Raw genomic sequence first — 24127 nt, forward strand, 5'->3', positions numbered from 1 at the left:
GTTTAATGCGATATGCTTAAATATGCCGGAATATTACTCCAGAAGAGTTATTGATATATCTGCTTTGCTTATTCATATAATGAAGGGGTACTTATGGAACATGATGAGATAATAAACAATGTGAAAAACAGTATTACTCAAATGCAGGGTGTAGGGAACACTCTCCTGCTTAATGAGGATGACAGAGAGATTATCAGGGAACTTGAGAAGAAAGCTGATGAAATGACTCTCATGGGACTTGGCAGAGGTGACAATAAAGGTGTAAAGGCAGTTCTTAAGAACGATGTGATATTTGCTTTCACCACCAACATGAATTTCTGCTGGCCTGAAGGTCCGAATGTCATTCTTATGCACGATGGTTGTGTCGTTGGTCAGGATGTAGATGACGAAGCTAAACTTGAGGAAGTAAAAACATGCAAGGATAAGCTCGTTATCGGTAACATTGTGATATATGACACAAGTGTCCTCAAAAAGATGGATGTCAAGAATAATCCACTTATTGTAGTATTGCCTCCAAAGCCATGCGCCGATGTGGAGGCAGTTGATGAGGTATGCAATGTGGTACTTGCTTCTCCGTCTCCGCCAAGTGATGAGTATCTTAAGGAGAAAATGGGACTTGAGAATCTCCACGGTACAGGTACATTCCTGTTGGGATTCGATTTTGATTGTTCCTGTAATTAATTTCTAAATAGCTGTATTCACAGCTATTTCTCTTATCTGCACTTATATTTCTCTTATTTTTTTATTCCGTGATCTGGAGTAGGCAGTCTGATATGGACCGTCGTTCCAAGTTCAGGTTCACTTTCTATCCATATATCTCCCTTATGTGCTTCAACTATGGTTTTTGCAATATGGAGTCCAAGTCCGTTACCTCCGTAGCGTCTTGTTTTAGAACCATCTACCTGATAGAATCTTTCAAATATGTTTTCCAGTTCTTCTTCAGGTATCCCTATTCCCTTATCGATTACCTTTATGTGAAGACTTTTGTAACCTTCGTGGGTTATCAATTGTATATTCTGTCCATTCGGACTGAACTTACTGGCATTTTCAAGTATCTGGATAAGTGCTTCCTTGAGATATTTTCTGTCTCCTTCCAGATATGAAAGCCTTGGTCTGATATCAACATCAACTTCCTGTTTCCTCTGGTTAAGCTGGTCAGCAATATCTACAATAGCTCCAGTTGCAATATCATTAATATTGAGTGTTGTAAATGTGTATTCAACATCCCCGGACTTTGCAACACTTATAAAAATAAGAGAATCAATGAGTCTCTCCAGTTTTTCAGAGGAATTGATCATCTTTTTGAGAGCTTCTTTTTGTTTCTGGTTAATCTCGCCAAGACTTCCATCATACAGGATTTCAGAATAACCTCTGATTGGTACAAGTGGAGTTTTTAGTTCGTGTCGAAGGTTTGCAATGAATTCCTCTTTGATAGCATTAATTGAATTGAATTCTTTGATTGCATCCCTTGTGTCATAATATCGTCTGTATGCAAACATCAATGATGCCATCATAACAAGTGTGATAGTTATCAGGATCTCGCCCATTGTCCACTCGTCCAATGGACACGTAGTACCCGTAAAAATATGGGCTAAGTCTGTTACTATTGAAAGGAATAGTATACAGATGCTACCTGTGATAAGTAGGATTGTATCGGTGACAATCCTTTTAGTATAGGTTTCTTTTCTTTGATTTATAGATTTTTCATCCATAGTGGGTCCGTTTTGTTTATTAGGAAACAAGTTTCCTTTCAACATATATATAGTTATTCTTGTATAATATTATCATTTTATTATCATCACAAATCTGTATCTGTCTGCATTTTAAGCTGAAAATAAAAAAAGATAGTAAAAACTAATCGACAATCAAAATAAAAAAAGTATGCATGATTTAAACCATGCAAAATGAGGATTATTCGCCGTTGTAGATCTTGAGTGCATCCTCAACAGATGCATCCTCAACTGTGATAGCATAAATTGCGTTACACATTCTGACTGCTTCATCAAGAGATTTCTGATGTACATTCCTTCCGGTTGCATTACCGCATGCACCACTTACATGGATCTGGGCATAGAGCTTTTCAAGGAATGATTTCGGGTCATCGCTGGAACCGCCTGCACAAACAACTTTTGTCCTGCCTGCTGCCAGAACTGCTTCTTTGAATGCTTCTTCAGTTGGCATTCCCTCAGCTTTTGGATAGTTTACCTTTACAAAGTCTGCATTAAGGCATGCGCCGACACCAGTTGCACCTGCAATAAGGTGTGGGTCTTTCTCATTAGCAACAGATTCTCCTCTTGGGTAAATCCAGAGGACAGTTAGCATTCCATACTGGTGTGCTTCGTAGATGAGCTGTGCAGCCTGGTGGAACATTTCAGCTTCATACTTGCTTCCAAGATAGATGGTGTAACCGATTCCAAGAATGTTAAGGCCGCTGTTTTCGCGGAACTGTGCAATCTGGTCCATGTCATACCACTGGCCGCTGTATGGGTCGTCCTGCTTTGTTTTAACAAGGTGGGATTTTGAGTTGACTTTGACAAGGTATGGTACATCGGTATAGTCCATTCCATATCTTGCAATAAGTCCGAGCTGTGTTGCAAAAACACCTATCTTTGAGTTTGCAGCTATTTTAAAAAGATGTTCCGGATCATTATCATCTGCAGGGACGTCCTCTCCAAAAAAGTCATCGTTGAGGTGTTCAACTTTCTGGTCACCTGCAAAGAGCATCATATTTCCGCTGTTTGATGTGATCTTCATATAATTTTTAATATATGTTTCACGTGCATCCTGTGGTACATCCAGTGGAACTTTAATATCTTCTTCTTTTATTAAGGCCATTTAAATCACTCAGCTTTCTTAATTGGTCTTGTCTTCTAGTACCCTAAATCACGTTTTTCTATTTTAATTGTTGTGTAGCTTACACTAGTATGTAGTTCATTTTTGAAATATATTGAAATTGAGCTGATTAATAAATTGATTTATTTAGTATAATTATTTTCCCGCTCATTCAGATCTCACACATAAACAAACATTTAAGATTAGTGCTTTGCATTAGTATTTTATATTTATAGCCCTATCAGATAATTATTACATACTTAATAATTAATGTATTAACAAAACAAACTAATATTTTGTATACTCCCGGAGCATAACTGTGGATTCTATATATTTTCTGGAAGTTGTCGTTTCTGTGCTTTTTATGAGCATGGTGGCCCAGACACTCAGCAAGCGTTTTCAAGTGCCTGTTATCATTTTTCTTCTAATCGAAGGAATTCTGATAGGGCCTGAAGTATTAAATTTTATAGACCCGGCTACTTTTGGTGATGGATTAACTGCTATTGTTTCTCTGTCAGTTGCTGTTATTGTCTTTGATGGTGGCTTGCACATTGATATCAAAAGCATCAGGCCAATACAGAAAACTGCGCTAAAACTGACAACTATTGGTGTTCTCATCACTTTTGTGGGTGCCACTTTAACTACATATCTGATTCTTGGTGTTAGTGTAAAACTGGCGGCACTTTTTGGTGCTCTGGTTGCTGCAACTGGTCCGACAGTGATAACACCTCTAGTAAGGAATATACATGTCAATCACAAGGTAGGAAAAATACTTGAGATTGAGGGCGTCTTCAATGACGCAGCCAGCGTGATACTTGCTGCTTTCATGTTCGAGTGGATTGTTTCCCAGCTTTATGGATTTGATGCAGTCGCGTTTATACTTCAGAGGCTTGTAATAGGCATTATAATTGGTATGGTCAGTGGAAATATTCTTAAAAGATTTCTTTCAAGTGGCTCTCTGGTAACTGACCAGACTGCCAGATTCTTTACATTGACACTGGTTATGTCTTCCTATGTAGTATCTGAATTATTGGGTAACGAATCTGGAATTCTCGCAGCGGCAGTTTTTGGAATTGTGACCGGAACATCTAACATCCCTCATAAACAGGCTCTAAAAGAATTCAAATCCGATCTTGTAATGATGATGCTATCCATTATATTCATCCTTCTCGCTGCGATGTTGAATTTCGAGGATATTTTAGGTTTGGGTCTTAAAGGTATCATAGTAGTCCTCATTTTGATACTTATAGTTCGTCCGTTAGCTGTTTTTGGTTCAACTATAGATTCACATCTAAAAACAAAAGAAAAACTGTTCATTTCATTTATAGGTCCAAGAGGTGTTGTTCCGGCATCTATTGCAACATATTTTGCAGTTAAACTGGACTCCATGGGGATCTTTGGAGGACAAACACTTGTGGGTCTCGTATTTCTAACAGTAATAATAACCGTTGTAATGACTGGTACTTTAGCAAGAAGAGTTGCTAACTTTTTAGGAGTTATACCTATGGAAATCCTGATAATTGGAGGCGGAGAGGTCGGAAAGATCCTGGCTGAGAGATTTGAGAAAAGAGGAGAGAATGTTGTTGTAGTTGACAATTCTGAAGATAAATGTCAACGTCTACTAAAACAGGGTATACGTGCTATTCATGGTGATGCTGAAGATATCAATGTTCTAAAGAAAGCAGGTATTGAGAAAGCCAAGTATATCGTAGCAACTACAGATCAGGACAACACAAATCTTCTGGTTTCCCAGATAGCAAAAAGTAAATTCAACCTTAAAGAGGAACAGATAGTTGCAAGGGTTAACAATGTGGAAAATCTTCATGCATTCTGGGATCTGTCTATCAGATCAATGAGTCCTCAAATGACCACGGCTCTTGTCCTTGATAATATGGTTGGAAAACCTTCCATGTTCTCGATGTGCGAGGTTGGAGAGGAAGGCGAGATTCTGGAGATAAGGGTTACCAATCCGAAAGTGGCAGGAAAGGCTATAAAAGAGCTCTCTCTTCCGGAAAATAGTCTCTTGCTTATGATACGAAGAGGTGAGAAATCATTTATTGCCAATGGTAATCTTGTCCTTGAATATGACGATCTTGTAACAGTAATTGGTGAAGGAGATTCAGCAAAGGAAGTTGCAGATATCCTTTACAGATAAATACTGTGAACTTTATACACTTATGTGATATGATGGGGATAATATGGCCATAATTAAAACCAGTGAAAGTCTTGGACGTAGTTTGGGTTTCTTTCAGACTTTTGCTATTGGGACCGGCACAATGATAGGTGCTGGTATTTTCATTTTACCGGGAATAGCGATTTCTTCAGCAGGTTCTGCAGCCATATTATCGTTTTTGATAGGCGGAGTCATATCTATGGCAACCGCTATCAGCATGGCTGAACTGGCTACAGGTATGCCGAAGGCAGGAGGAAGTTATTATTTCATAAGTAGGGCAATGGGTGCAGCATTTGGTGCTATTATTGGATTAGGAGCATGGCTTGCGCTTGTGTTTAAAGGTTCTTTCGCACTTATAGGTCTGGCTGATTACTTTTTTGTCCTTGTACCTGTTCCTGTTATAATCACTGCCAGTGCAGCAGGACTATTCCTTTTGTTCATAAATTATCGTGGAGCACGAAGTAGTGGTTCACTTCAGAACATTATTGTCGTTTTTCTCCTTGTTATACTTTCACTCTTTATTGTGAAGGGTATGATGATGTTTGATACTGAGAAATTCTATCCTGTCATGCCATATGGCTATAGTTCTGTATTTGCAACTACGGGTCTTATCTTCATATCTTATCTTGGAATCACACAGCTTGCCGCCATATCCGAAGAAGTCAAAGATCCATCAAAAAACCTTCCACGTGCTCTTATTGCATCCGTGGGTGTTGTCACTCTGATCTATGTTGGTGTTATGCTGGTTGTTAGTGGCAGCCTTACACATGATCAATCATTAAATACTTTGACACCGCTTGTCGATGTTTCTCAAATGATGGCAGGAGATGCTGGTAAGATTCTGATTATTATTGGTGGATTGCTTGCGACCTTATCTACAGCCAATGCTGCAATCATGTCTTCTTCCAGATTTCCTTTTGCCATGGGCAGGGATGATCTGATTCCCAGTTGGTTTGTCAGCATCCATAAAAAACATGATACTCCACACAATGCTATTTTAATTACAGGTATTGTGATGATTTTATTATTGTTGCTTTTTAATGTTGAACAACTGGCTAAACTTGGCAGTACATTCAATATATTCATCTTTGTACTGATCAATCTGTCAGTTCTGATTCTAAGAAAAAGGTCTCTTGATGAATACAAGCCAAAGTTCAGAGACCCATTTTACCCTTACACTCAGATCATAGGCATTGTTTTCAGCCTTTTATTGCTGCCTGCAATGGGATTATTGCCAATGGTATTCGCATTTGCTGTCATTGTTCTGGGCTTGATCTGGTACAATTATTATGGTAAAGGAAAAGCCTTTCCCAGATATGATCTTTTTGATGTTCTTGAAGACAACATTTCCCCGGCTCCGTTAAAGGATAGCTCTACAATTAAGATACTGGTTCCAGTTGCAAATCCAAAACATGAAAAAGATCTATTGTATCTTGCAGATAATCTGGGCGACACTATCATAGGTCTTAATGTAATCAAAGTGCCTCAACAGATCGGTCTGGCAGAAGCAAGAGATGCATTCCATGCAAATAGGATTGCTGTGGATGGTGCATTAAGGGAGAAATTCGAAGAATTTCCTGCAATTGTGGGTCATGAAAGGAAGTACGTAATATCTTTTGATCATAATGTCACTAATTCCATTGTGGAACAAGCTGAACTAGAAGATGTTGATTTTATTATAATCGGCTGGCATGAGATGGATTGTCTGCATTCTCTGTTTGGAAATATTACTAATCAGGTAATGTCATCTGCCAGTAAGAACATTGTCGTATTGAATGGCTATCTTCCTTCTAAAATCAGGCGTATAGTTGTGGCTTATAATGGTAAAGATAATTCTAGCTATGGCTTGTATCTTTCCAAAAGACTATCAAAGAGTACTGGTGCTGAATTGCATGTCCTTAGGGTAATAGACCCAAATCTTGATGATGAATCCTATAATGCCATCTTAAATGATATTGAAAAAGCTTCAGGAGGGTCTTCGGTTCATAGTATATCTACGCACCTAATCAAACACATTTCAGTTGAAGAGGGGATACTGGATTTTATTGAAATGGGTGACATGCTGGTAATAGGTGATTCTGGAAAACGTTTCAGTTTCTCCTTGATAGGTGATAGGTCATGTGTTCTGGCTAAAGGTCATAAGGGCCCTGTGATAATCATTAAGAAACATAGGCCAATTTCTTCCAGGGGTTTGATGTATGTTCTCATGAAAAGAACAAGGGGTGTAATGTCATATATCATGCGTTTAACCAAAAACTGATACTTTCTTCTGGTAAATGTATGCTCGATGATTATATGCTTTATATATTACTTTCACCTAGCTTAGAATTAGGTTATATAGTCCGGATGCATACTGAGTATTGCCTCTCCATAAGAAGAAACAAACAAGAGGCTTGAGGATTTAAAATGAAACAATTAGCACAGGAAATTAGTGCCAGGTTCAGCGAACTTGGAGTGGAGATCCCAATCGGGGAAATTGAAGAGCGTCTTGACAAGATGATTAATAAGTTCAAGGTGCCAAGGGAAGAAGCACGCAGAAGCGTTGTAAACTACTTTTTAAAATCATACAATATCAAGAGGAATGAGTTCTATATAGGGCAGTCAGAATCTCCTCTTATCAACATTTCCGATGTGGATGACGGCAAGTGGGCAAATATCAGGGGGAAGATTGTCCAGCTGTGGGATAATACACATGAGTCCATATCCCAGGTAGGTCTTATCGGTGATGAAACAGGGACTATCAAGTTCACAATTTGGGAAAGTGCAGGAGTATCTTCTGTTGAAGAAGGAAAAAGCTACCTCCTGAAAAATGTAGTTGTGAACGAGTGGAATGGTAAATTCCAGCTTAATGTTAACAAAAGCAGTTCTATTGAAACCCTTGATGAAGAAATTGAAGTTGGAAACGCTACAGTGGAGTTCAATGGAGCAATGGTGGACATTCAATCCGGTTCAGGTCTTATTAAGAGGTGCCCGGAATGTAACCGTGCCCTTACAAAAGGGGCATGTATGGAACATGGTAAGGTAGATGGAGTTTATGATCTTCGCATCAAGGCCGTAATGGATGATGGTAACTCCATACAGGATGCAATTCTCAAAAGAGATCTTGTGGAAGAAATAACAGGCATGACTCTTGAAAGCGCAATTACACTTGCTGCTGATGCTCTGGATCAGGGAGTTGTCCTTGAGAAAATGAAGGACTTACTTGTAGGAAGATATTATAGTGTAAAAGGTTCAAGGGTTGACAGGTACCTTATAGTAGAATCAATTTCTCCAATATTTGCATATGACCTGTCCGAGTTGGATGAGCTTATCGCAGCTGCAGAGGTGGTCTGAGATGGCAGGATATACAAGGGAAGTTGCCAGAAGGATATTTGCACAGGAATTCAGGGAATCTAACCTTAGTTTTAAGGATGGTGATGATCAGTATGCTCCGCAATATCTTCTGACTCCAACAGGTGCTAAAGTTAACAGAATTTTCATAGTAGGAACTCTCATCGAAAAAGAAGACATAGGAACTGATTCAGAGTACTGGCGTGGAAGAGTGACCGATCCTACAGGTTCCTTCCTTCTATATGCAGGTCAGTACCAGCCTGAGGCTGCACAAGTGCTTGCAGAATGTGAAACTCCGGCATTTGTAGCGGTTGTTGGTAAGCCAAGCACTTATACAACTAACGAAGGTGACGTTATTACTTCAGTAAGGCCAGAATCGCTTCACATAGTAGATGGGCAGACAAGAGATATGTGGGTAATCGAAACTGCAAAATGCACTCTTGACAGGATTAAAGCACTTGACAGTGCATCTCCAAACTCCCAGAGGGCAAAGGAGTATTACGATCCCGATGCAAAACATTATTCTTCAATGGTTTCTCAGGCATTGAAATCCCTGAAAGACACATATTAATTAATCAGGGTTTAACTCCCTGATTTTCATCTATTTTTGAATTATGGAATTATTTTTACTCTTTGACTTTTCGACCAAAACTCCCATAAGTAAGATCGACATTGATAAAATAGTGGGTGTTATGAAAACTTATTTAGTACTCTGGTTTAACAGTAATGGTGCCCTGCCTTCGGAAATTGACAGAAGTCTTATGTCACTTGGATTCAAGGCAGTCCAGGGAAATTATGATTATGTCTATGACTGGGGTGACAATGTAAATCTGGATGAAATACTTCGTTTTACCGATCAGATACATATGACACTAAATGGTAGCGGTGTTATGTTTAAAACAGAAACTGTGAATGGCCAATAAATTTTATGAAAACATTTAACTCTTATTTTCCCCAAGTTTGCGGGAATAATCAATATATCCGCAGGATTGGCCGGTTATAGGAATAATATTCGTTGCCACAGTGCCGTTATTTATCTCTAGTTCAACTGCGCAGGGATCAGACATACGTGGCTTTGTTGGCGATCCAGGGCATATCAAAAGAACATCACTCTTTTCTATAATTGGTCTGTGAAGGTGGCCGAACACGAGAACATCGACACCCATTTCAAGAGCCATGTATCTTGTTGCCGTATTATCTACAATAGAAAGTGATGCTTCGTGGATAATCCCTATCTTTACACCCTCAACTTCAAATACAAGCTTCTCAGAAAGGATTTCCCTTACAGCAGGCTCATCTGAGTTTCCATGAACAGCTTTCAGTTTTCCTGTGGCTTCAAGTGCTTTATAAAATTGAAGACTATCAAAATCTCCTGCATGTATGATCATTTCATAGTCATCAAAAAGTTCTGACAGGAATGAAGGAATACTATCACTACTTGAGTGAGTGTCTGATATGATAATGATCTTCATGTTTCCTCGTTTGGATTATTGTATGCTGAGATCAACAAGTTCGTATTCCAGATTCTCAGTCTCAAGTCTGCTGAGTATGGTTGGAACTTCTTCATCGATGGCAAGTACAAGTGATGACAGGCCGTGATATGCAGCTTCTATTACAGATTCCTTTGCACCGAACATCACATGTGGTTCCATGTCTATTCTTCTAAGAGCTATAAGGGATTCCACACCAATTGTGGCAATATATGCTTTTGATTTTGCGAGTGCTCTGAGTCTCTCAACATCAACATTATGTGAACCGCCTCTTTCAACCCTGGGAATCCTGCACACAGTTATACTGGCATTTTCAAGGTCAATCAGTCCCATCAGGTCAGTAACACCTACATCCTCTCCCTGCTTTGCAGCAGATATTGTTGTTCCTGTTGCATTTGTTACATCAGTGGTGCTTACATAAAGCAGTCCACTTTCCATTTTCAGGTAGACTTCCTTTCCTTCTTCAAGGTCTTCTCTTGCTATTGCAGTCCATGTAGAGACGTGACTTATGATGTCGCTCATCACATAGCGTGCATATCTCTTCATATCTGCTGCATTTTCAAGTACCCATTCAACACCCTGCTTTGTAATTCTGTAGCGCACCCTTCCTTCTGAATAAATAAGACCTTCTGCAACCAGCTCCTTGATATATTCAGAAACTGCCTGGGGTGTAACCCCAATTTTCTCAGCAATTTCTTTCTGTCTTACATTAGGCTGATGTGCAGCTACTTCTATCAGGATCTGAAATTTAGTTATACCACTCTTGCTGTGAAGGAGTTCTATCATTCTGCCTCTCCGCCTTGAAGTACCTTGAGTCTCTGTCCCATAACAGAAAGTTTATCGGATCTGCGGGCAACAGCGCGAATATACAGGGGACTCTTGTTCAATGCCCTGGTAAGACTGCTCATAGAGTCATTACCCTGCTCTACCAGTTGTTCAAGTTCTTCAATGGCATCCTTTACTTCCTCATAAGGCATGAAAGTAAGCATGATGATGTCGCTCATATCTTCAAAAGAGCACTGGAAATTTGTCTGGACTTTAGAATAGGATGTACGATACTCTTTTTCAGGAGTCTTCCCGGGTTCTGGCATATGCCACTGACTTTCTATCAGACCACTCTTTTTAAGTATGTTGATACTTTTTGTTACATCTGTTCCTAAAAGATCTTCAAGATCTTCCTTTGTCATCCAAAGGTTCAGAAGCGCATCAAATACTTTTTTGTGTCTCTGGGATCCAAAAACCTGAAGTAGAGGTACGAGTTCGGAAGGATCATTGATAATTCTTGTTCGTTTACTCATCTAATTACCTCGTATAGCCAACGGACCAGGTATAAAACAGACACATTCGGGCTCAGAACGCCTTGGAATGCGAAAAATATTGCCTACATGTTGTCTATTTTTAGTACCTATCATATGGAGGTTAAACTTAATAAATGTGTTGTGATTTCATAATGTTTCGAAATAGATACTGTTTTTGCTGCTGTTCATTTTGAGTGAGGGCTCTTTTGAACATGTTATTTTGTTTTCCCACGAAGTCATTGTTTTTTGTTAACCAGTCCTTCGAAATACCGTATCTTCCTTTTAATCGAATTGGAACATAGAAATATCTCTTATGTACTGTTGCATACAGATTACAGGAGAGAACCATCTTTTCATGTCGGTAAAGCCGCATATACTGCCTGACGTATAACTATCTATTTCCTTCCTCCTAAGAGGGACTCTTATAACGTCATTATTCTTATTAAATGTACCTGTTTTCTACTAAATTATATTTGGAAGAGACCGGCAAATATATCAGGTTTGTTATCAATTATGATACAGTCATATGTCTGATAGCATCTATTTACTAATAAACGATATTCTTAAAGGCCGCCAGCTTTCAATTAGTGGTGTTACAAGGGAACTTAAGGACAAAGGTGTTGATGAACATCGTCTTGTAATGACAGGTTACCTGCGTGCTCTTAAGGACATGAGAAAACTGACTGAAGTTGAGATTCCTCCTTCAAAGGTCTACAGTCTTATAGAAACCGAGCAGGCAGATTCCGAAGATATACATTCCCTTATAGCTGAAAATATAAGGTCTGTGGAGCCTGCTTACATGGTTCCGGTAGCTGCATATGTGCTCTCAAGGACCGTTGAAAGACCTGTTTTCAAGGAAGAATTTGCGCGTATGGGCATCGGCCAAAAAAGTCTGGCTGATTATCTTGCTTCATCAGATTGCATCTTAAAAGCTGCGGAAAAAAGTCCGAAAGAATATGCAGCAGGAATTACCAAGCTGAAGATCACTTCCACGGAACCTGCCTATGAGGTAGGAAAGATAAATGAAGATATTCTTAAGCATTCAAATTGCATACTTCTTAAAATTATTAGAAGCTCGGTGGATCTCACTGGTCTGATTCCCAAAACAAAGTCAACTTCATTAGAGGATTTCAGTTGATGATGCAGTTGTCAATAAGTCCGGTTTTACACTTTATGGCACGTGATATCTATGTCTGAAAACAACAATGATACTTCCATTCTAATGCATCCAATTGGATTTGTAGACAATAGCATTTTTGAACCTGCTTCTGCAAGAGAGAAAAAAAATACTGAATCTTTGATTGTTCTTAAAAGTGAATATGCTGAAGGTCTCGACAGCATTACAGACTTTGATAAAATACAGGTCTTCTTCTATTTCCATCTTTCAGAAGGTTTTCCCATGATACAGAAACGCAGATATGATGGTAAAATGGCCGGTGTTTTTGCATCAAGGAGTCCAAAAAGGCCAAATGGTATTGGCGTTACTGTTGTGGAGCTTCTTAAAGTTGATAATAATATTCTTCACGTAAAAGGACTTGATGCAATAAACGGGACTCCTATTCTCGATATCAAACCCTATATCTCTGAATAATATATTTTCAGAAAAACTTGCATCTATCGATAATTTTGGAAAGGAGATTTTATTAATGTCTGGAAAAAGCAGAATCAAAGTAGCCTGTATTCAGATGACTATCTCAGATTGCAATAAGCAGTCTAATGTTGAAAAAGCATTATACATGGCCAATGATGCCTTATCTGATGGTGCGGATATTCTGGTTTTCCCTGAGGTTTTTTCCACAGGTTTCTGTTATGACGAAATTGAAACTTCCAGTGAAGATGAAAATGGTGAGACAATCAGGCAGATGTGCGCGTTCTCAAAGATAAATAAATGTGTAATGGTATTTTCCATTATTGAAAAACAGGCATTTTCAAAAGGTCTAAAGTATTACAACCTGGGTGTTTGTGTGGAAGATGGACATGTTGTTGGAACTTATCGAAAGACGCATCCTTTCAAGCGGGAAAAACAGTATTTCTCAGCAGGGGATTCTATAATTCCTGTCCGGCTTCCAAAAAGAAAATTAACAATCGGTCTTCAGATATGCTATGAAATACGTTTCCCTGAAGTTGCCAGAAAACTTACTTTAATGGGATCTGACATTCTTATAACAATAGCTGAATTCCCAAGTCCAAGAGGGCATATATGGCGTTCACTTGCAATTGCACGGGCTATTGAGAACCAGATTCCCCACATTGCCTGTAACAGGGTGGGAGAAGGTTCCGATTCATCATTCTTTGGAGGTTCTTTAATTGTAGATCAACTGGGTGATGTAATGGAAGAAGCCGGTGATGATGAATCAGTTATTTTTGGGACTATTGATCTCGAAAAGATAACTAAAATAAGAAATGATATTCCTGTGTTTGATGATCGCAGGACAGATATTTATTATAATTTATAGGAGAAGCTGAACTTTTTCTGTTTTTTTATATCTTTGTTTTTTGCAGCCTTACTTTGAATGTTGTTCCTTTCATGCCAGCTCTGTCAAAGACCTCAACTGTTCCTTCATGAAGGTCAACTATACGTTTAACAATAGCAAGCCCCAGTCCTGTTCCTTTTATATTGACTTTGTGTGCTCTTTTAAAGCGATCAAAAACAAATGGCTTTTCCTCATCAGGAATTCCTTCTCCTTCATCAGAAATCTCTATTTCCCATGCATCATCAACATCTTTGACGCATATATCAATATTAGTTCCTGATGGGCTGTATTTGATAGCATTGCTGATAAGATTGGAAAAAACATCTTCTATTGTTGTATTCACATCTGCAGGATAACTGCCTGATGGATTGAACGATACGGTTATATCCTTTTCTTCAAGCTTTGGAATGAGATGTTCTATAACCTCTTCTATTATTTCTTTTAGATCAAGTGTCTTAAAAGTCATATCATCCATATTCTCAAGTTTTGCAAGATGGGCCGCATTTTCAATTAACTCTATAAGCTTCTTGTTGTTCCTTTCAATGGCTTCCATTGCCTCTTTTTTTCGGGGCTCTTCTTCCATTTCCATAAGGAACTCTACATAACCTTTGATAACAGTTGCAGGGTTTATGAGATCATGCCTGAGTATATCTGTAAAGAGATCCTTCAATTCATTTGAATTTTTCAGATCAAGAGAGTATTGTTTCAGTTTTTCTTCTGCAATCTTTCTCTCCCTAATCTCAACTTCAAGTTCCCTGTTCTTGGAATTCAGTTCATACGTTTTCTCTTCAACTTTATTTTTAAGAGTAAGACTTAATATTACAAATATCAGAAGAAGGCCGCCTCCAATGCCAACAGAGAACTTAAGCCAGGAAGGACTTTCCCATGTAGAGAGATTTTCTTCAGTTATGTCTTTATCAATGTTCTCCTGCATATAGTGGATAGTCCCGTTTTCCGTAATCATCTGGGATATATCTGCATCTATCTGCTTTGCAATTTCAGGATTCGTATTATTCGATAATGCAAAAACCATATCTGTAGGTGATATTACAAACGGTATTTTTTCAAGATCAAACTGGTCTTCATAAATCTCTCCATATGATCTTGGTATAATTCCTGCATCAGTTTCTTTGTTATCAAGAAGTTCGAATATCTCAATATAGCTGCCGGCACTTATGAATGAGTAATTGGTGTTTCCATTTCCGGGACTTGAATTGAAGCTTTCATAGAATATGTCATCTACATGTGCTATTCTTTTCCCGTCAAGATCGTTCATGGAAGTGATTCCTGATCCTCGGTAAGTGTAAACTATTCCCCAATCTGTGTATGGGGCTTCAGTAGTCAAAATGTATTTTTGTTCTATTTCCGGAATAAAAGGCACCGCAGGAAGGATGTCTATACTGCCGTTATCAAGCCGTTGATAAGATTGAACAAGTGTGCCTGGTACGTATTCAAGTTCCCAGCCTTCTTTTGCAGCTATACTCTCCAGTATCTCTGCATAAAGCCCGATGGCTGTTCCGTTCTGTTCCTGTGATATTAGCGGCTCATTCGGATAGACTCCGACTTTGACTTCCATTGTGGAATTTGCACCAGCACATGTAACCAGCAGGAAACTGAGTATCATGAAAACAAGAAACGTTCTGGCTGCAAGCCTGACTTTCCTTTCGTTGCTTTCATCGGGAGTCTGATTTTTTACGTTCATTTGATGCACAATAATTAATTATATTTTATTGGCTTCAAATTTATATTTATCGTATATTTTAACGTTTCTCGTAACATAGGATACAAAAATAAAAACAAAAAAGAGAAATACTGGTTAAAAACCAGTATCTTATTCTAAGTATATTGCAGGTCTGAGTGGTGCTGCAAATCTGGATTTACTTTCCGGATCATATTCCGGCTCATCAGCACTGTAAACCTGTATGGAACAGCCTATTTCGTTTTCAAGACATCCAATATTCTCTTTAAGTATTGTCATCTCATCAAGACTCATTCCAAGCAGCATCTCAAATCTTTCGGTCTTCACGCTGCACATATCAGGCACAAGCTTCTGGACATATTTTGGTATTTCTTTGCCGTGTTTGCGGTTCTCTGGATCTGCCATCAATGTCTTGATAAGTTTTCCTGGGTTGAGATCTTCTTCATTCTTCATCTCAAGAGCCATCTTGAAAGCTTTTATTTTCCACTCTGGTGCGGTGTAAAGAGCTACCATTTTCGGTGTTATTTTTGTGACCTTGATGATCTCTTCTATGTCTGAAAGTGTGCTGCACATGAGTTCCTCGGCAAGTTCCGCGTCATTATCAACGAATCTTGGGCAGAATATAGGATATGCTGCCTGTGATACGAAGTCTCCTTCGCCGTGACCCATTGCACTCCAGATCTCTTCACAGATGTGAGGTGTGAATGGAACCATCAGGCGGACCCATACATCCAGTACATCGTAAAGCAGTGCGCTTCCACCTCTTCGCTGGTACCACTTTACATCATTGTAAAGCAGGAAGAATGCATTCTGCAGTGCACTTCTTGTCCTGATGGATGTCATATCATTGTTAGTTTCCCTGACGCACTGCTGAAGCCTGCTGAGCATCCAGCGGTCGATAAGCTTCAGTTCACCGTCAATTCCTGATGTGGCACCAGAATCAATAATTTCCATTGCAAGCTTGTAGAACCTTTCAACCTGTTTCTTTGCGCTTTCAACACCCACATTTCTCCAGTCTGCGTCCTGAGTCTGCTCGGCACTTGAAAGTATATACATACGGGAAATGTCTGCTCCGTAGTCGCCAACAGCTTCCATAAGAGTAAGTATTGGTCCCTTGGACTTGCTCATCTTCTGTCCTTCAAGGGAAACGAATCCATTAACTGCAAGACTACGCGGCCATTTATCCTCATCAAATATTGCAACGTGGTGGAAGAGGAAAAACAACAGGTGGTTTGGTACAAGGTCTTTTCCTGATGATCTCAGGTCAACAGGATACCAGTAATCAAAGTCTGATTTAATGTTGGCAATGAACTGTTCTGAAAGTCCGGTGTCAATGGCTGTCTGCTGGACTGAACCTTTTCCAAGAAGTACGTAATCAAAGAGTGAAGGTTTCAGTTGATCAACATCAACACCCTGTGCAAAGAACTTGTTCATTATGTAGTATGACATGTAAATTGTAGAATCGCCAAGTGATTCGATAAGCCAGTTTGTATCAAATGGCAGCTTTGTTCCAAGACCTTTCTTCCTGGCACATGCCTTGTCCTTAAGCCAGTCTACCTTGTTGTTAAACTCAACTCTGATCTCCTCAGGGATGATGTCCATATTCTCAATACATTTGTAGACTTTTGCTTTCCACTGCGGATCTGAGTAGTTAAGGAACCATTGTCCTTTTACCATATTCACGACACATTTTGTTCCGCAGCGGCATACTACAGGTTCACTGAATTCGTAGAATACTTCCCCGATTCCTTCATCAAGCAGATCACGTGTGAGGATGTCCTTTATTTTGGAAACTGCGACACCTGCATATTTTCCGGTGTTCTCTTTAAGGACTCCACCATGGAATTCACGGCGATACACCATCTTTGTTGCTTCCTCGGCTTTCGGATCATTCTGGTCTTTAACGCCAAGTTGCTCGACTGCTTCAACTGCCGGATATTCTCCGAATTCCTTGGCCTGGATAAGTGATATCAGTTTAATCTCTTTCAGATCTTCCGTAATTCCATATTCGGACAGGTCTTTATCGTAAAGGTCTTTGAGTGCAAGATAATCATAAGGTGCATGTGCAGGCACACTCATGACAATACCGCTGCCGTTTCCGGGCTTGACAAAAGATGCTGGAAGTGTGATAACCTCGTTTCCTGAGAGCGGGTTTTGAACTTTTAGCCCCACAAGCTCTTTTCCAGGAACATTCTCTATGAATTCAACTTCTCTGTCTGTAAACGTAAGTTTCCTGTGAGCTTCCTGACTGACAATCCATATCTCTTCGCGTCCATCTTTGCTAACCTTGATTTTTGCGTGTTCTATATCAGGATTTATCCAGAGGTTTGTAACTCCGAAAATAGTTTCAGGTCGAAGTGTTGCACATGGCAGTACCATACCTTCATAGGTAAATTTGACAAGTGTAAAATCAACAATAGTGGCTTCTTCACCATGAAGAATATCGTGGTCTTCTACCGGATTGTTGTCGTTTGGACACCATTTAACAGGATGCGCTCCTTTAACTATGAGACCTTTTTCATGAAGAAGGTTGAACTGCCATTCAATGAACCTCTTATATGTAGGGTCAGTGGTTGTAAACTTGCGTCTCCAGTCAATGGAATAACCAATTGCACGCATCGCTTTTTCAGCTTCCACGCTGAAATAGTCTACTATTCTTTCAGGTTTTGTAAGTGTTTCAAGGATATCCTCAGGTATTCCGTGAAGGCGGGAATAAACATCCATTGTTTGCGGATCCTTGTTTTCAATTTGTTCAGCGAGTCCTACAATAGGTGTTCCTGTAACGTGGAATCCCATTGGGTAAAGTACATTGTAACCAAGCATTCTCCTGTGCCTGGCAATAACGTCACCGATGGTGAATGTCCTTGTGTGCCCGGCGTGTAAATTGCCGTTTAAGTATGGGTAAGGGATAGTGATAAAGAATTTTTCCCTTTCATCAGGCTCTGGCTCGAATATCCTGCTTTCATTCCAACGGCTTTGCCATTTGTTTTCTATTCCATGTGGATCATAATCCTGTTCCATTGTAAGCACCTCTCACACCGGGTGTAATTTACCGCAAGAGTTTCTATATTAACTTAAGTCAGGTGAAATATTAACTTTCTGTATTCATCCTGAATTAATCTAACTCATGGCTTTCATCAACAAAATCTGGTTTTAATTCCAGAATGTAAGATGAGACTCAAGGGTAATATTCAATTGTTTATTTTCAATAGTGTTTGATGTGGTAATAAATAACAACCTACATAAAACACACGGAAAAGGCAGTCTATGTTGCTTCAGATCAAACCAGAAGGTAGGTTGACTTTGTTCTGAAAAAGAATACCAATGGTTTTACATTTTCACCATTGTCTTGACATGTGTTCTCCACAAAAAGGACATCTGAACTCTCCTTCTCCACAACTGTGACATGGGTTTAATACTTCCATGTTATATCCGCAGTTATAGCATCGATAGCGTTCTCTGATATTGTTTGCTGTTTCGCAATGTTCGTTCATGGCCCCAGCTCCTTCTTAACTATTGCACCCAACATATAATAAAGTTAACCAGTTACACATGTGCAACATTATTAGTATTAATGTTTCTCTGGGGTTCAGACCGTTACGCTTATTCTCGGTTACCTGTGTATTCAGTAATATGGAATTCAAGACGATTGGTGGTTCTGTATCTATCCGTAAAGTACCTGTGTTTTTAAAAGAGCTGGCATCTGTTTCCTCTTTACATAACACTATTGTACAGGCAATGGATGCGGACAAAATTGCAGGTGAGGAGCACATTTCTCTTGCTGTTGAAAAAGCTCTGAGGGCTGTTGAAAATGGATCCAATGTAGCCCGTGATACAGGTGTTGAAATTATGAGGTTTGCTTCGGGAAAAAGGCAGATAGAAGAAGCATTCTCAATGGGAGTTCATGAAGGTGACATGAATGTGGTCTTTGTTGTTCTAGGTGAACCGGGGGATGTAGACCTTACAATACAGGATTTAAAGGAAATTGTAAGCGAAAAACCAGTACTTGCTTATTCTGAAAGTAAAAATGAAATTCTTGCCAGTCAGTTCTCCATTACTGAGCAGGAAATAAAAGCAGCCGGAAAAAGTAGTATTCCTTTGCTGGTACTGGAAAGAGTTGCTCTTGTTGATATATTGAAGTAGACTTTGTTTTCACTATTTTCATATGCTATTCAAAGCCCTCGCAACTCTAATATAGTAAACATTAATACATGTGCCACACAATCATTCATGAAAGAAATACGATTAGGAAAAGATAATTATGCCTCATCCGAAAACCGCAGAAGCTCTTATTAAATGTGCAGGACCAATCGAATGTTCCCTTTTGCCCAGACTTTTACACGTTACAGAAGCAGCAGCAATTGCAGCTTCTTACCAGATGGGTCGTGGTGACAAGAACTACGCTGACCAGGTTTCAGTTGAAGCCATGCGAAGGATGCTGAACTGTCTTGATATGAAAGGCATCATCAAAATTGGTGAAGGAGAGCGCGATGAAGCACCTATGCTTTACATCGGTGAAGAAGTAGGAACAGGTGAAGGTGACCTTGAAGTAGATATCGCAGTCGATCCTCTTGAAGGAACAAATCTTGCTGCTGATGGAATTCCAGGTGCAATAGCCGTAATGGCTATGGCAGAGAGGGAAGGACTTTTCCACGGACCAGATATCTATATGGATAAGATAGTTGTTGGTCCTGAAGTTGTCAAGTACGAAAAAGCACATCCTGATGAAAAAATTGATCTGGATGCACCTGTAATTCGCAATCTTGAGATCGTTGCCAAGGCTTTCAATAGAAATATTGACGAGCTTGTTGTTGTAATTCTTGACAGGCAAAGACACAAGGAGAAAATAAAAGAGATCAGAGGGACCGGTGCAAGAGTGAATCTCATAAGTGACGGAGATCTAATGCCTGGAATCGCAACTGCCATACGTGGTTCAGGAATCCATATGGTTCTTGGTGCAGGCGGCTCAGGTGAAGCAGTCCTGACAGCAGCAGCAATGAAGATACTTGGTGGTAAGATGCTTGCAAGACTTGTTCTTCCAACTGTTGCAAATGGCGGTACACCTGAAGAGATAGAAGCTGAAAAAGCTGAAAAAATGCCAAGACTTGAAACCATGGGAATCACCGAAGAAAATATCAATGATGTAATGGACATCGATAAACTTGCTCCCGGAAAAGATATAATATTCTCTGCAACCGGAGTAACTCCGGGAATTTTGCTCAAAGGCGTAAGTCTTTTTGGTGAAGGTGATGCCAGAGTTCACAGTATAACCATGGGAAGTTCCGGTGTTGTGAAGTTTACTGATACTATTTATATCCATGACAAGGAAAAGAACCCTCTCAGAATGGGCTGATAAGGTAAATTATCTTAAAATGAAAGTACATATTTCTACATACGGCTGCTCTGCCAGTCAGGCATCAGCCGAAATTATGAAGGCAAGTGTCAGGGACGGCGGACATGAACTTGTCCCTGAGAACGATGCCGAAGTTGTTGTTATCAATACATGTACTGTGAAGTACAGCACCGAGCAGAAAATTCTTCATAAGATTCGGGAATTCGGTGAAAAAGGAATAGCTGTTATCGTAACTGGATGCATGCCTGAAGTACAGCTTGAGGATATAATGCACCAGAATCCCGATGCTCATATACTGGGTGTTAATTCAATATCCAGATTAGGTCATGTACTTAATTCCCTTTCACGCAATGAACTTACAGGCGGCAGTGTAAAACTATTCCTTGAAGAGCCGGAGGGTTTCCAGAGCGTTCCACGAATCCGCTATAATTCTAATATTCATATCTGTCAGCTTTCCCAGGGCTGCAATTATGCATGTGCTTATTGTATTGTTACAATAGCACGTGGAAACTTATCTTCTTTTGAGCCCGAGGAAATCATTGATGATATCCAGAGAGCAGTTGATGATGGCTGCCGTGAGATCTGGCTGACTTCCCAGGATAATGGTCAGTATGGAACTGATAAAGAGGTTTTGCTGCCACAGTTGCTGAAAATGATATGCAGGATACCAGGAAATTACAGGATACGTGTGGGAATGATGAATCCATTCTCAGTGATTCCTATTCTTGACGATCTGCTTGATGCATTTGAGGATGAAAGGATATACAAATTCCTCCACCTGCCAATACAATCTGCTTCAGATGATGTCTTAAAGGATATGAACCGGTATCATTCAATTTCAGAAACCAATACTATCATCGAGGCTTTCAGGGAAAGATTCTCTGACATGACTATTTTTACAGATATCATTGCAGGTTATCCCGGTGAAACAGATGAGGATTTTGAAAAGACTGTTGAATGGGTGAAGGAATGGAAGCCTGAAAAGGTGAACATTTCCCGCTTTACTCCAAGACCTCATACAAAAGCATGGGATATGCGCAAAATAGATTCCCGTGTTGTTGTGAACAGGTCCAATGAGCTTCACGAAGTGTGTGAGGCTGTAAAGCTTGCTACCCGTGAAGGAATGATTGGAAAGGAAGTGGAAGTTTTCCTGTCAAAACCTGCAAAGCAGAAAGGTATGATGGCAAGGACTGCATCATACAAACCGGTTGTAATTCCTGAGTGTGATTTACAGCCCGGAATAACATGTCGTGTGCTAATCTATGATGTGACACCTGGATATTTCCTGGGTCGTATTGTTAGTTCAAATTGATATTTCTGTTCAGAATGTAAAAATCAGATATTTGAATTCAATTAAGGTTTTTCACTGCTCAGGATTCATTTTTTGAAGTCTTTGAACTTTGTCCAGTATCTTCTTGTCATAGAGTTTGACAATATCACTGCGTGTGATAATTCCCAACAGTTTGTTGCTATCAGATCTGGATACTACTGGAAGCCTGCCTATATCTTTTGCAGCAAGACGTTTTAGTACAGTATTCAGTGTTTCATCCTGATAGGCTACCGCCACATCTTTGGTACATATTTCTGTGATGGTTTTTTCAAGTTCGTCATGGCCTACTTTGTCCCTGACATCCTTGAGAGTTACAATACCTGAAAGCTGACCGTTGGAGTCAAGTACCGGGAAACCTGCATGCCTGCTTGACTGCATAAGTGCAATAAGTGCACCTACATTCTTGTTTTCGGATACGGTTTGAACATTATGTTTCATTGCATCCTTGACAAGAAGTGCTTCCATAATATCAACTTCCCTGCCTTTGCGGATAGTAAATCCTCTGCGGTGAAGTCCTTCTGTAAAAATGGATTCTGAATTTATGGAACTGGAAATGACGTTACTGACAACACATGCCAGCATAATAGGGAGTATCATATTATAATCTCTTGTCAGTTCGAATAGGATGAGAATGGATGCAAGAGGTGCTCTGCTTGTTCCTGCAAATACTGCTCCCATTCCAACAAGAGCGTATGCACCTGATTCTGCTGTAACATCAGGGAACAGTCCATGAACTATTGATCCGTAGCTTCCTCCCATCATTGCTCCTACAAAAAGTGCTGGTACAATAGAACCACCGGAGCCGCCGGAACCCATGGTGAATGAGAATGCGATTATTTTCAAAAATATCAGTAAAAACATCAACTGCAATGTGAGATTCCCATTGAGGGCATCAGTTATTACATCATAACCGACACCAAAAACCTGAGGGTAAAAATATCCGATTAATCCAACAAAAAGTCCGCCTACTGCAGGCTTTATCACTGGATGGATCTGCAGGGAGTCAAAGGCTTTGTGTGTACCAAAAAGAGCACGCATAAGCAATGCAGATGTTAGTCCTGCAATAATTCCTAAAAGGAGATAGAGCATGAATTCATGAAGTGGATTAACGAATTCATAAGAGGCAACTCCTATGTTTTCCACACCAAACACAAGACTTGAAACAATTGTTGCAAAAACTGCTGACACGACAATGGGTATGAAACTGCTGGCTTCCAGTTCTCCAAGAATAACTTCTACAACAAAAACCACACCTGCAAGGGGTGCGTTGTATGCTGCGGCAATACTACTTGAAGCTCCACATCCTATCAGTATCTTTACTCTGTTTCCGTGAATTTTCAGTAAATTGGCAAGACCAGCTCCAATTCCTGATCCTGCAAGGACGACAGGTGCTTCTTTTCCGGCTGAGCCACCTGATCCTATGGATATGATTGATGCAAGGACTTCGAGAAGAGCATTGCGAGGAGACATTTTACCACCACGCAAGGCGGTTGCTTCAATAATTTCTTCAATGTCATACCGCCTGGTGTTGATAAAAAAGTGGGCAAGGATGCCTACAAGAAGTCCACCTATTGCAGGCAGGAGTATTATGAAATATCTTGATGTGTGAGATACAGTTCCAAAAAATGAGTTATGACTGAAATCCAATAAAGTATCATAGAATACTATGGCAAGTCCTGTCAGTACTCCGATGATAACTGCAAGTGAGTTAGAGATCAGTGACTCTGTGTGTAGCCATTGGATCGTGTTTTGCTTGAATTTTTGGAAGGCTGTTTTATCATCCAAAGATTTCATCTCTATTCATAATAGGTGGCTGGTGTAACATGTACATTATAGATATATTTTTTGAATCACTATTCTTATCTATTATCACACTGTTTATGACGAAGTTGTCAATACATTACTGATGTATTCAATTCTATAAAATATTAGTATATTATTAATTAGTATATTAATTGCTCAAAATTTATAAAATAAAGGATATTGAATACTTTTATAATATATCAGGGTATATTGGTAATCGTGGAGTAATGTGGGGGCATCAGTGATACTACTGAATGTCCGCAAAAGCAATAGACGTAGTTGTATTTATGGTTGTGTACAGCTCTAAAAGACATAAATGATATATCGGACTCAGATCGCAGATAT

The 24127-nt window shown here is 39.6% G+C and carries 21 protein-coding genes; 12 read left to right on the forward strand and 9 right to left on the reverse strand.

The window, feature by feature from the left end; genetic code table 11:
* Positions 1-93 precede the first annotated feature (93 nt).
* Positions 94-681 (forward strand): hypothetical protein, encoded by a 588-nt coding sequence (locus METTI_RS10100; RefSeq protein WP_023845722.1) that lies wholly within the window; start codon positions 94-96, stop codon positions 679-681.
* Between the two features lie 53 nt (positions 682-734).
* Here the strand turns inward: METTI_RS10100 and METTI_RS10105 are convergent, their stop codons facing one another.
* Both METTI_RS10105 and METTI_RS10110 read right to left on the reverse strand, forming a co-directional pair.
* Positions 735-1712 (reverse strand): sensor histidine kinase, encoded by a 978-nt coding sequence (locus METTI_RS10105; protein WP_023845723.1) that lies wholly within the window; start codon positions 1710-1712, stop codon positions 735-737.
* Between the two features lie 199 nt (positions 1713-1911).
* Positions 1912-2835, reverse strand: coding sequence for a beta/alpha barrel domain-containing protein (locus METTI_RS10110; RefSeq protein WP_023845724.1), 924 nt, complete (start codon positions 2833-2835; stop codon positions 1912-1914).
* A 316-nt stretch (positions 2836-3151) separates the two neighbouring features.
* Between METTI_RS10110 and METTI_RS10115 the strand changes: the two genes are divergently transcribed.
* The 5 genes from METTI_RS10115 (at position 3152) to METTI_RS10135 (ending at position 9258) form a co-directional block, all read left to right on the forward strand.
* Positions 3152-4987 (forward strand): cation:proton antiporter domain-containing protein, encoded by a 1836-nt coding sequence (locus METTI_RS10115; protein ID WP_023845725.1) that lies wholly within the window; start codon positions 3152-3154, stop codon positions 4985-4987.
* Positions 4988-5030: 43 nt separating this feature from the next.
* Positions 5031-7265 carry an amino acid permease gene (locus METTI_RS10120; RefSeq protein WP_023845726.1) on the forward strand — a complete coding sequence of 745 codons (2235 nt, stop codon included), beginning with the start codon at positions 5031-5033 and terminating at the stop codon, positions 7263-7265.
* A gap of 146 nt (positions 7266-7411) precedes the next feature.
* Positions 7412-8338, forward strand: a complete 927-nt coding sequence (locus METTI_RS10125) for a hypothetical protein (RefSeq protein WP_023845727.1) — start codon at positions 7412-7414, stop codon at positions 8336-8338.
* 1 nt (position 8339) lies between these two features.
* Positions 8340-8906, forward strand: coding sequence for an RPA family protein (locus tag METTI_RS10130; RefSeq protein ID WP_023845728.1), 567 nt, complete (start codon positions 8340-8342; stop codon positions 8904-8906).
* A 121-nt stretch (positions 8907-9027) separates the two neighbouring features.
* Positions 9028-9258: a hypothetical protein gene (locus METTI_RS10135; protein ID WP_048136079.1), complete on the forward strand. Its 231-nt coding sequence runs from the start codon at positions 9028-9030 to the stop codon at positions 9256-9258.
* A gap of 15 nt (positions 9259-9273) precedes the next feature.
* Here METTI_RS10135 and METTI_RS10140 read toward each other — a convergent pair whose 3' ends face one another.
* The 3 genes from METTI_RS10140 to METTI_RS10150 are packed head-to-tail and all read right to left on the reverse strand — an operon-like array spanning position 9274 to position 11123.
* Positions 9274-9807 (reverse strand): metallophosphoesterase, encoded by a 534-nt coding sequence (locus tag METTI_RS10140; protein ID WP_023845730.1) that lies wholly within the window; start codon positions 9805-9807, stop codon positions 9274-9276.
* Positions 9808-9822: 15 nt separating this feature from the next.
* Positions 9823-10611, reverse strand: a complete 789-nt coding sequence (locus tag METTI_RS10145) for a DUF7839 domain-containing protein (RefSeq protein ID WP_023845731.1) — start codon at positions 10609-10611, stop codon at positions 9823-9825.
* Positions 10608-11123 carry an ArsR family transcriptional regulator gene (locus tag METTI_RS10150; protein WP_023845732.1) on the reverse strand — a complete coding sequence of 172 codons (516 nt, stop codon included), beginning with the start codon at positions 11121-11123 and terminating at the stop codon, positions 10608-10610. Before METTI_RS10150 ends, METTI_RS10145 begins: the two co-directional genes overlap by 4 nt.
* 526 nt (positions 11124-11649) lie before the next feature.
* Between METTI_RS10150 and METTI_RS10160 the strand changes: the two genes are divergently transcribed.
* The 3 genes from METTI_RS10160 to METTI_RS10170 are packed head-to-tail and all read left to right on the forward strand — an operon-like array spanning position 11650 to position 13579.
* Entirely contained in the window at positions 11650-12261 is a 612-nt protein-coding gene (locus METTI_RS10160; protein WP_023845733.1) for a hypothetical protein, read from the forward strand.
* A 51-nt stretch (positions 12262-12312) separates the two neighbouring features.
* The gene (tsaA, locus tag METTI_RS10165; protein ID WP_023845734.1) at positions 12313-12714 is read left to right on the forward strand and encodes a tRNA (N6-threonylcarbamoyladenosine(37)-N6)-methyltransferase TrmO; all 402 of its coding nucleotides are present in this window, start codon (positions 12313-12315) and stop codon (positions 12712-12714) included.
* A gap of 55 nt (positions 12715-12769) precedes the next feature.
* Positions 12770-13579, forward strand: a complete 810-nt coding sequence (locus tag METTI_RS10170; protein WP_023845735.1) for a nitrilase-related carbon-nitrogen hydrolase — start codon at positions 12770-12772, stop codon at positions 13577-13579.
* A 25-nt stretch (positions 13580-13604) separates the two neighbouring features.
* On the opposite strand, the gene METTI_RS15195 is transcribed toward METTI_RS10170, so the two are convergent.
* From METTI_RS15195 to METTI_RS15820, 3 genes are all read right to left on the reverse strand, one after another.
* Complete coding sequence (locus tag METTI_RS15195) at positions 13605-15299, reverse strand: ATP-binding protein (RefSeq protein ID WP_023845736.1); 1695 nt, start codon at positions 15297-15299, stop codon at positions 13605-13607.
* A gap of 129 nt (positions 15300-15428) precedes the next feature.
* On the reverse strand, positions 15429-18317 hold the full coding sequence (gene leuS, locus METTI_RS10180; protein ID WP_023845737.1) for a leucine--tRNA ligase: 2889 nt from the start codon (positions 18315-18317) through the stop codon (positions 15429-15431).
* A 317-nt stretch (positions 18318-18634) separates the two neighbouring features.
* The gene (locus tag METTI_RS15820; protein WP_156916272.1) at positions 18635-18790 is read right to left on the reverse strand and encodes a hypothetical protein; all 156 of its coding nucleotides are present in this window, start codon (positions 18788-18790) and stop codon (positions 18635-18637) included.
* Between the two features lie 139 nt (positions 18791-18929).
* Here METTI_RS15820 and cgi121 point away from each other — a divergent pair, with 139 nt between their 5' ends.
* The 3 genes from cgi121 (at position 18930) to METTI_RS10195 (ending at position 21961) form a co-directional block, all read left to right on the forward strand.
* Entirely contained in the window at positions 18930-19439 is a 510-nt protein-coding gene (gene cgi121, locus METTI_RS10185) for a KEOPS complex subunit Cgi121 (protein WP_048135370.1), read from the forward strand.
* Positions 19440-19557: 118 nt separating this feature from the next.
* Positions 19558-20649 carry a class II fructose-bisphosphatase gene (gene glpX / locus METTI_RS10190; protein WP_023845739.1) on the forward strand — a complete coding sequence of 364 codons (1092 nt, stop codon included), beginning with the start codon at positions 19558-19560 and terminating at the stop codon, positions 20647-20649.
* 19 nt (positions 20650-20668) lie between these two features.
* Positions 20669-21961 carry a tRNA (N(6)-L-threonylcarbamoyladenosine(37)-C(2))-methylthiotransferase gene (locus tag METTI_RS10195; RefSeq protein WP_048136083.1) on the forward strand — a complete coding sequence of 431 codons (1293 nt, stop codon included), beginning with the start codon at positions 20669-20671 and terminating at the stop codon, positions 21959-21961.
* A gap of 51 nt (positions 21962-22012) precedes the next feature.
* On the opposite strand, the gene METTI_RS10200 is transcribed toward METTI_RS10195, so the two are convergent.
* Positions 22013-23764: a chloride channel protein gene (locus METTI_RS10200; RefSeq protein ID WP_048135372.1), complete on the reverse strand. Its 1752-nt coding sequence runs from the start codon at positions 23762-23764 to the stop codon at positions 22013-22015.
* Positions 23765-24127: the final 363 nt, after the last annotated feature.

Origin of the sequence: Methanolobus tindarius DSM 2278, from assembly GCF_000504205.1 — an archaeon.
In the GTDB taxonomy this organism is placed as follows: domain Archaea; phylum Halobacteriota; class Methanosarcinia; order Methanosarcinales; family Methanosarcinaceae; genus Methanolobus; species Methanolobus tindarius.

Coding starts and splice junctions, on each gene's coding strand:
- METTI_RS10100 (WP_023845722.1), top strand. CDS start 94: ATGGAACATGATGAGATAATAAACAATGTGAAAAACAGTATTACTCAA.
- METTI_RS10105 (WP_023845723.1), bottom strand. CDS start 1,712: ATGGATGAAAAATCTATAAATCAAAGAAAAGAAACCTATACTAAAAGG.
- METTI_RS10110 (WP_023845724.1), bottom strand. CDS start 2,835: ATGGCCTTAATAAAAGAAGAAGATATTAAAGTTCCACTGGATGTACCA.
- METTI_RS10120 (WP_023845726.1), top strand. CDS start 5,031: ATGGCCATAATTAAAACCAGTGAAAGTCTTGGACGTAGTTTGGGTTTC.
- METTI_RS10125 (WP_023845727.1), top strand. CDS start 7,412: ATGAAACAATTAGCACAGGAAATTAGTGCCAGGTTCAGCGAACTTGGA.
- METTI_RS10130 (WP_023845728.1), top strand. CDS start 8,340: ATGGCAGGATATACAAGGGAAGTTGCCAGAAGGATATTTGCACAGGAA.
- METTI_RS10135 (WP_048136079.1), top strand. CDS start 9,028: ATGAAAACTTATTTAGTACTCTGGTTTAACAGTAATGGTGCCCTGCCT.
- METTI_RS10140 (WP_023845730.1), bottom strand. CDS start 9,807: ATGAAGATCATTATCATATCAGACACTCACTCAAGTAGTGATAGTATT.
- METTI_RS10145 (WP_023845731.1), bottom strand. CDS start 10,611: ATGATAGAACTCCTTCACAGCAAGAGTGGTATAACTAAATTTCAGATC.
- METTI_RS10150 (WP_023845732.1), bottom strand. CDS start 11,123: ATGAGTAAACGAACAAGAATTATCAATGATCCTTCCGAACTCGTACCT.
- METTI_RS10160 (WP_023845733.1), top strand. CDS start 11,650: ATGTCTGATAGCATCTATTTACTAATAAACGATATTCTTAAAGGCCGC.
- tsaA (WP_023845734.1), top strand. CDS start 12,313: ATGTCTGAAAACAACAATGATACTTCCATTCTAATGCATCCAATTGGA.
- METTI_RS10170 (WP_023845735.1), top strand. CDS start 12,770: ATGTCTGGAAAAAGCAGAATCAAAGTAGCCTGTATTCAGATGACTATC.
- METTI_RS15195 (WP_023845736.1), bottom strand. CDS start 15,299: ATGAACGTAAAAAATCAGACTCCCGATGAAAGCAACGAAAGGAAAGTC.
- leuS (WP_023845737.1), bottom strand. CDS start 18,317: ATGGAACAGGATTATGATCCACATGGAATAGAAAACAAATGGCAAAGC.
- METTI_RS15820 (WP_156916272.1), bottom strand. CDS start 18,790: ATGAACGAACATTGCGAAACAGCAAACAATATCAGAGAACGCTATCGA.
- cgi121 (WP_048135370.1), top strand. CDS start 18,930: ATGGAATTCAAGACGATTGGTGGTTCTGTATCTATCCGTAAAGTACCT.
- glpX (WP_023845739.1), top strand. CDS start 19,558: ATGCCTCATCCGAAAACCGCAGAAGCTCTTATTAAATGTGCAGGACCA.
- METTI_RS10195 (WP_048136083.1), top strand. CDS start 20,669: ATGAAAGTACATATTTCTACATACGGCTGCTCTGCCAGTCAGGCATCA.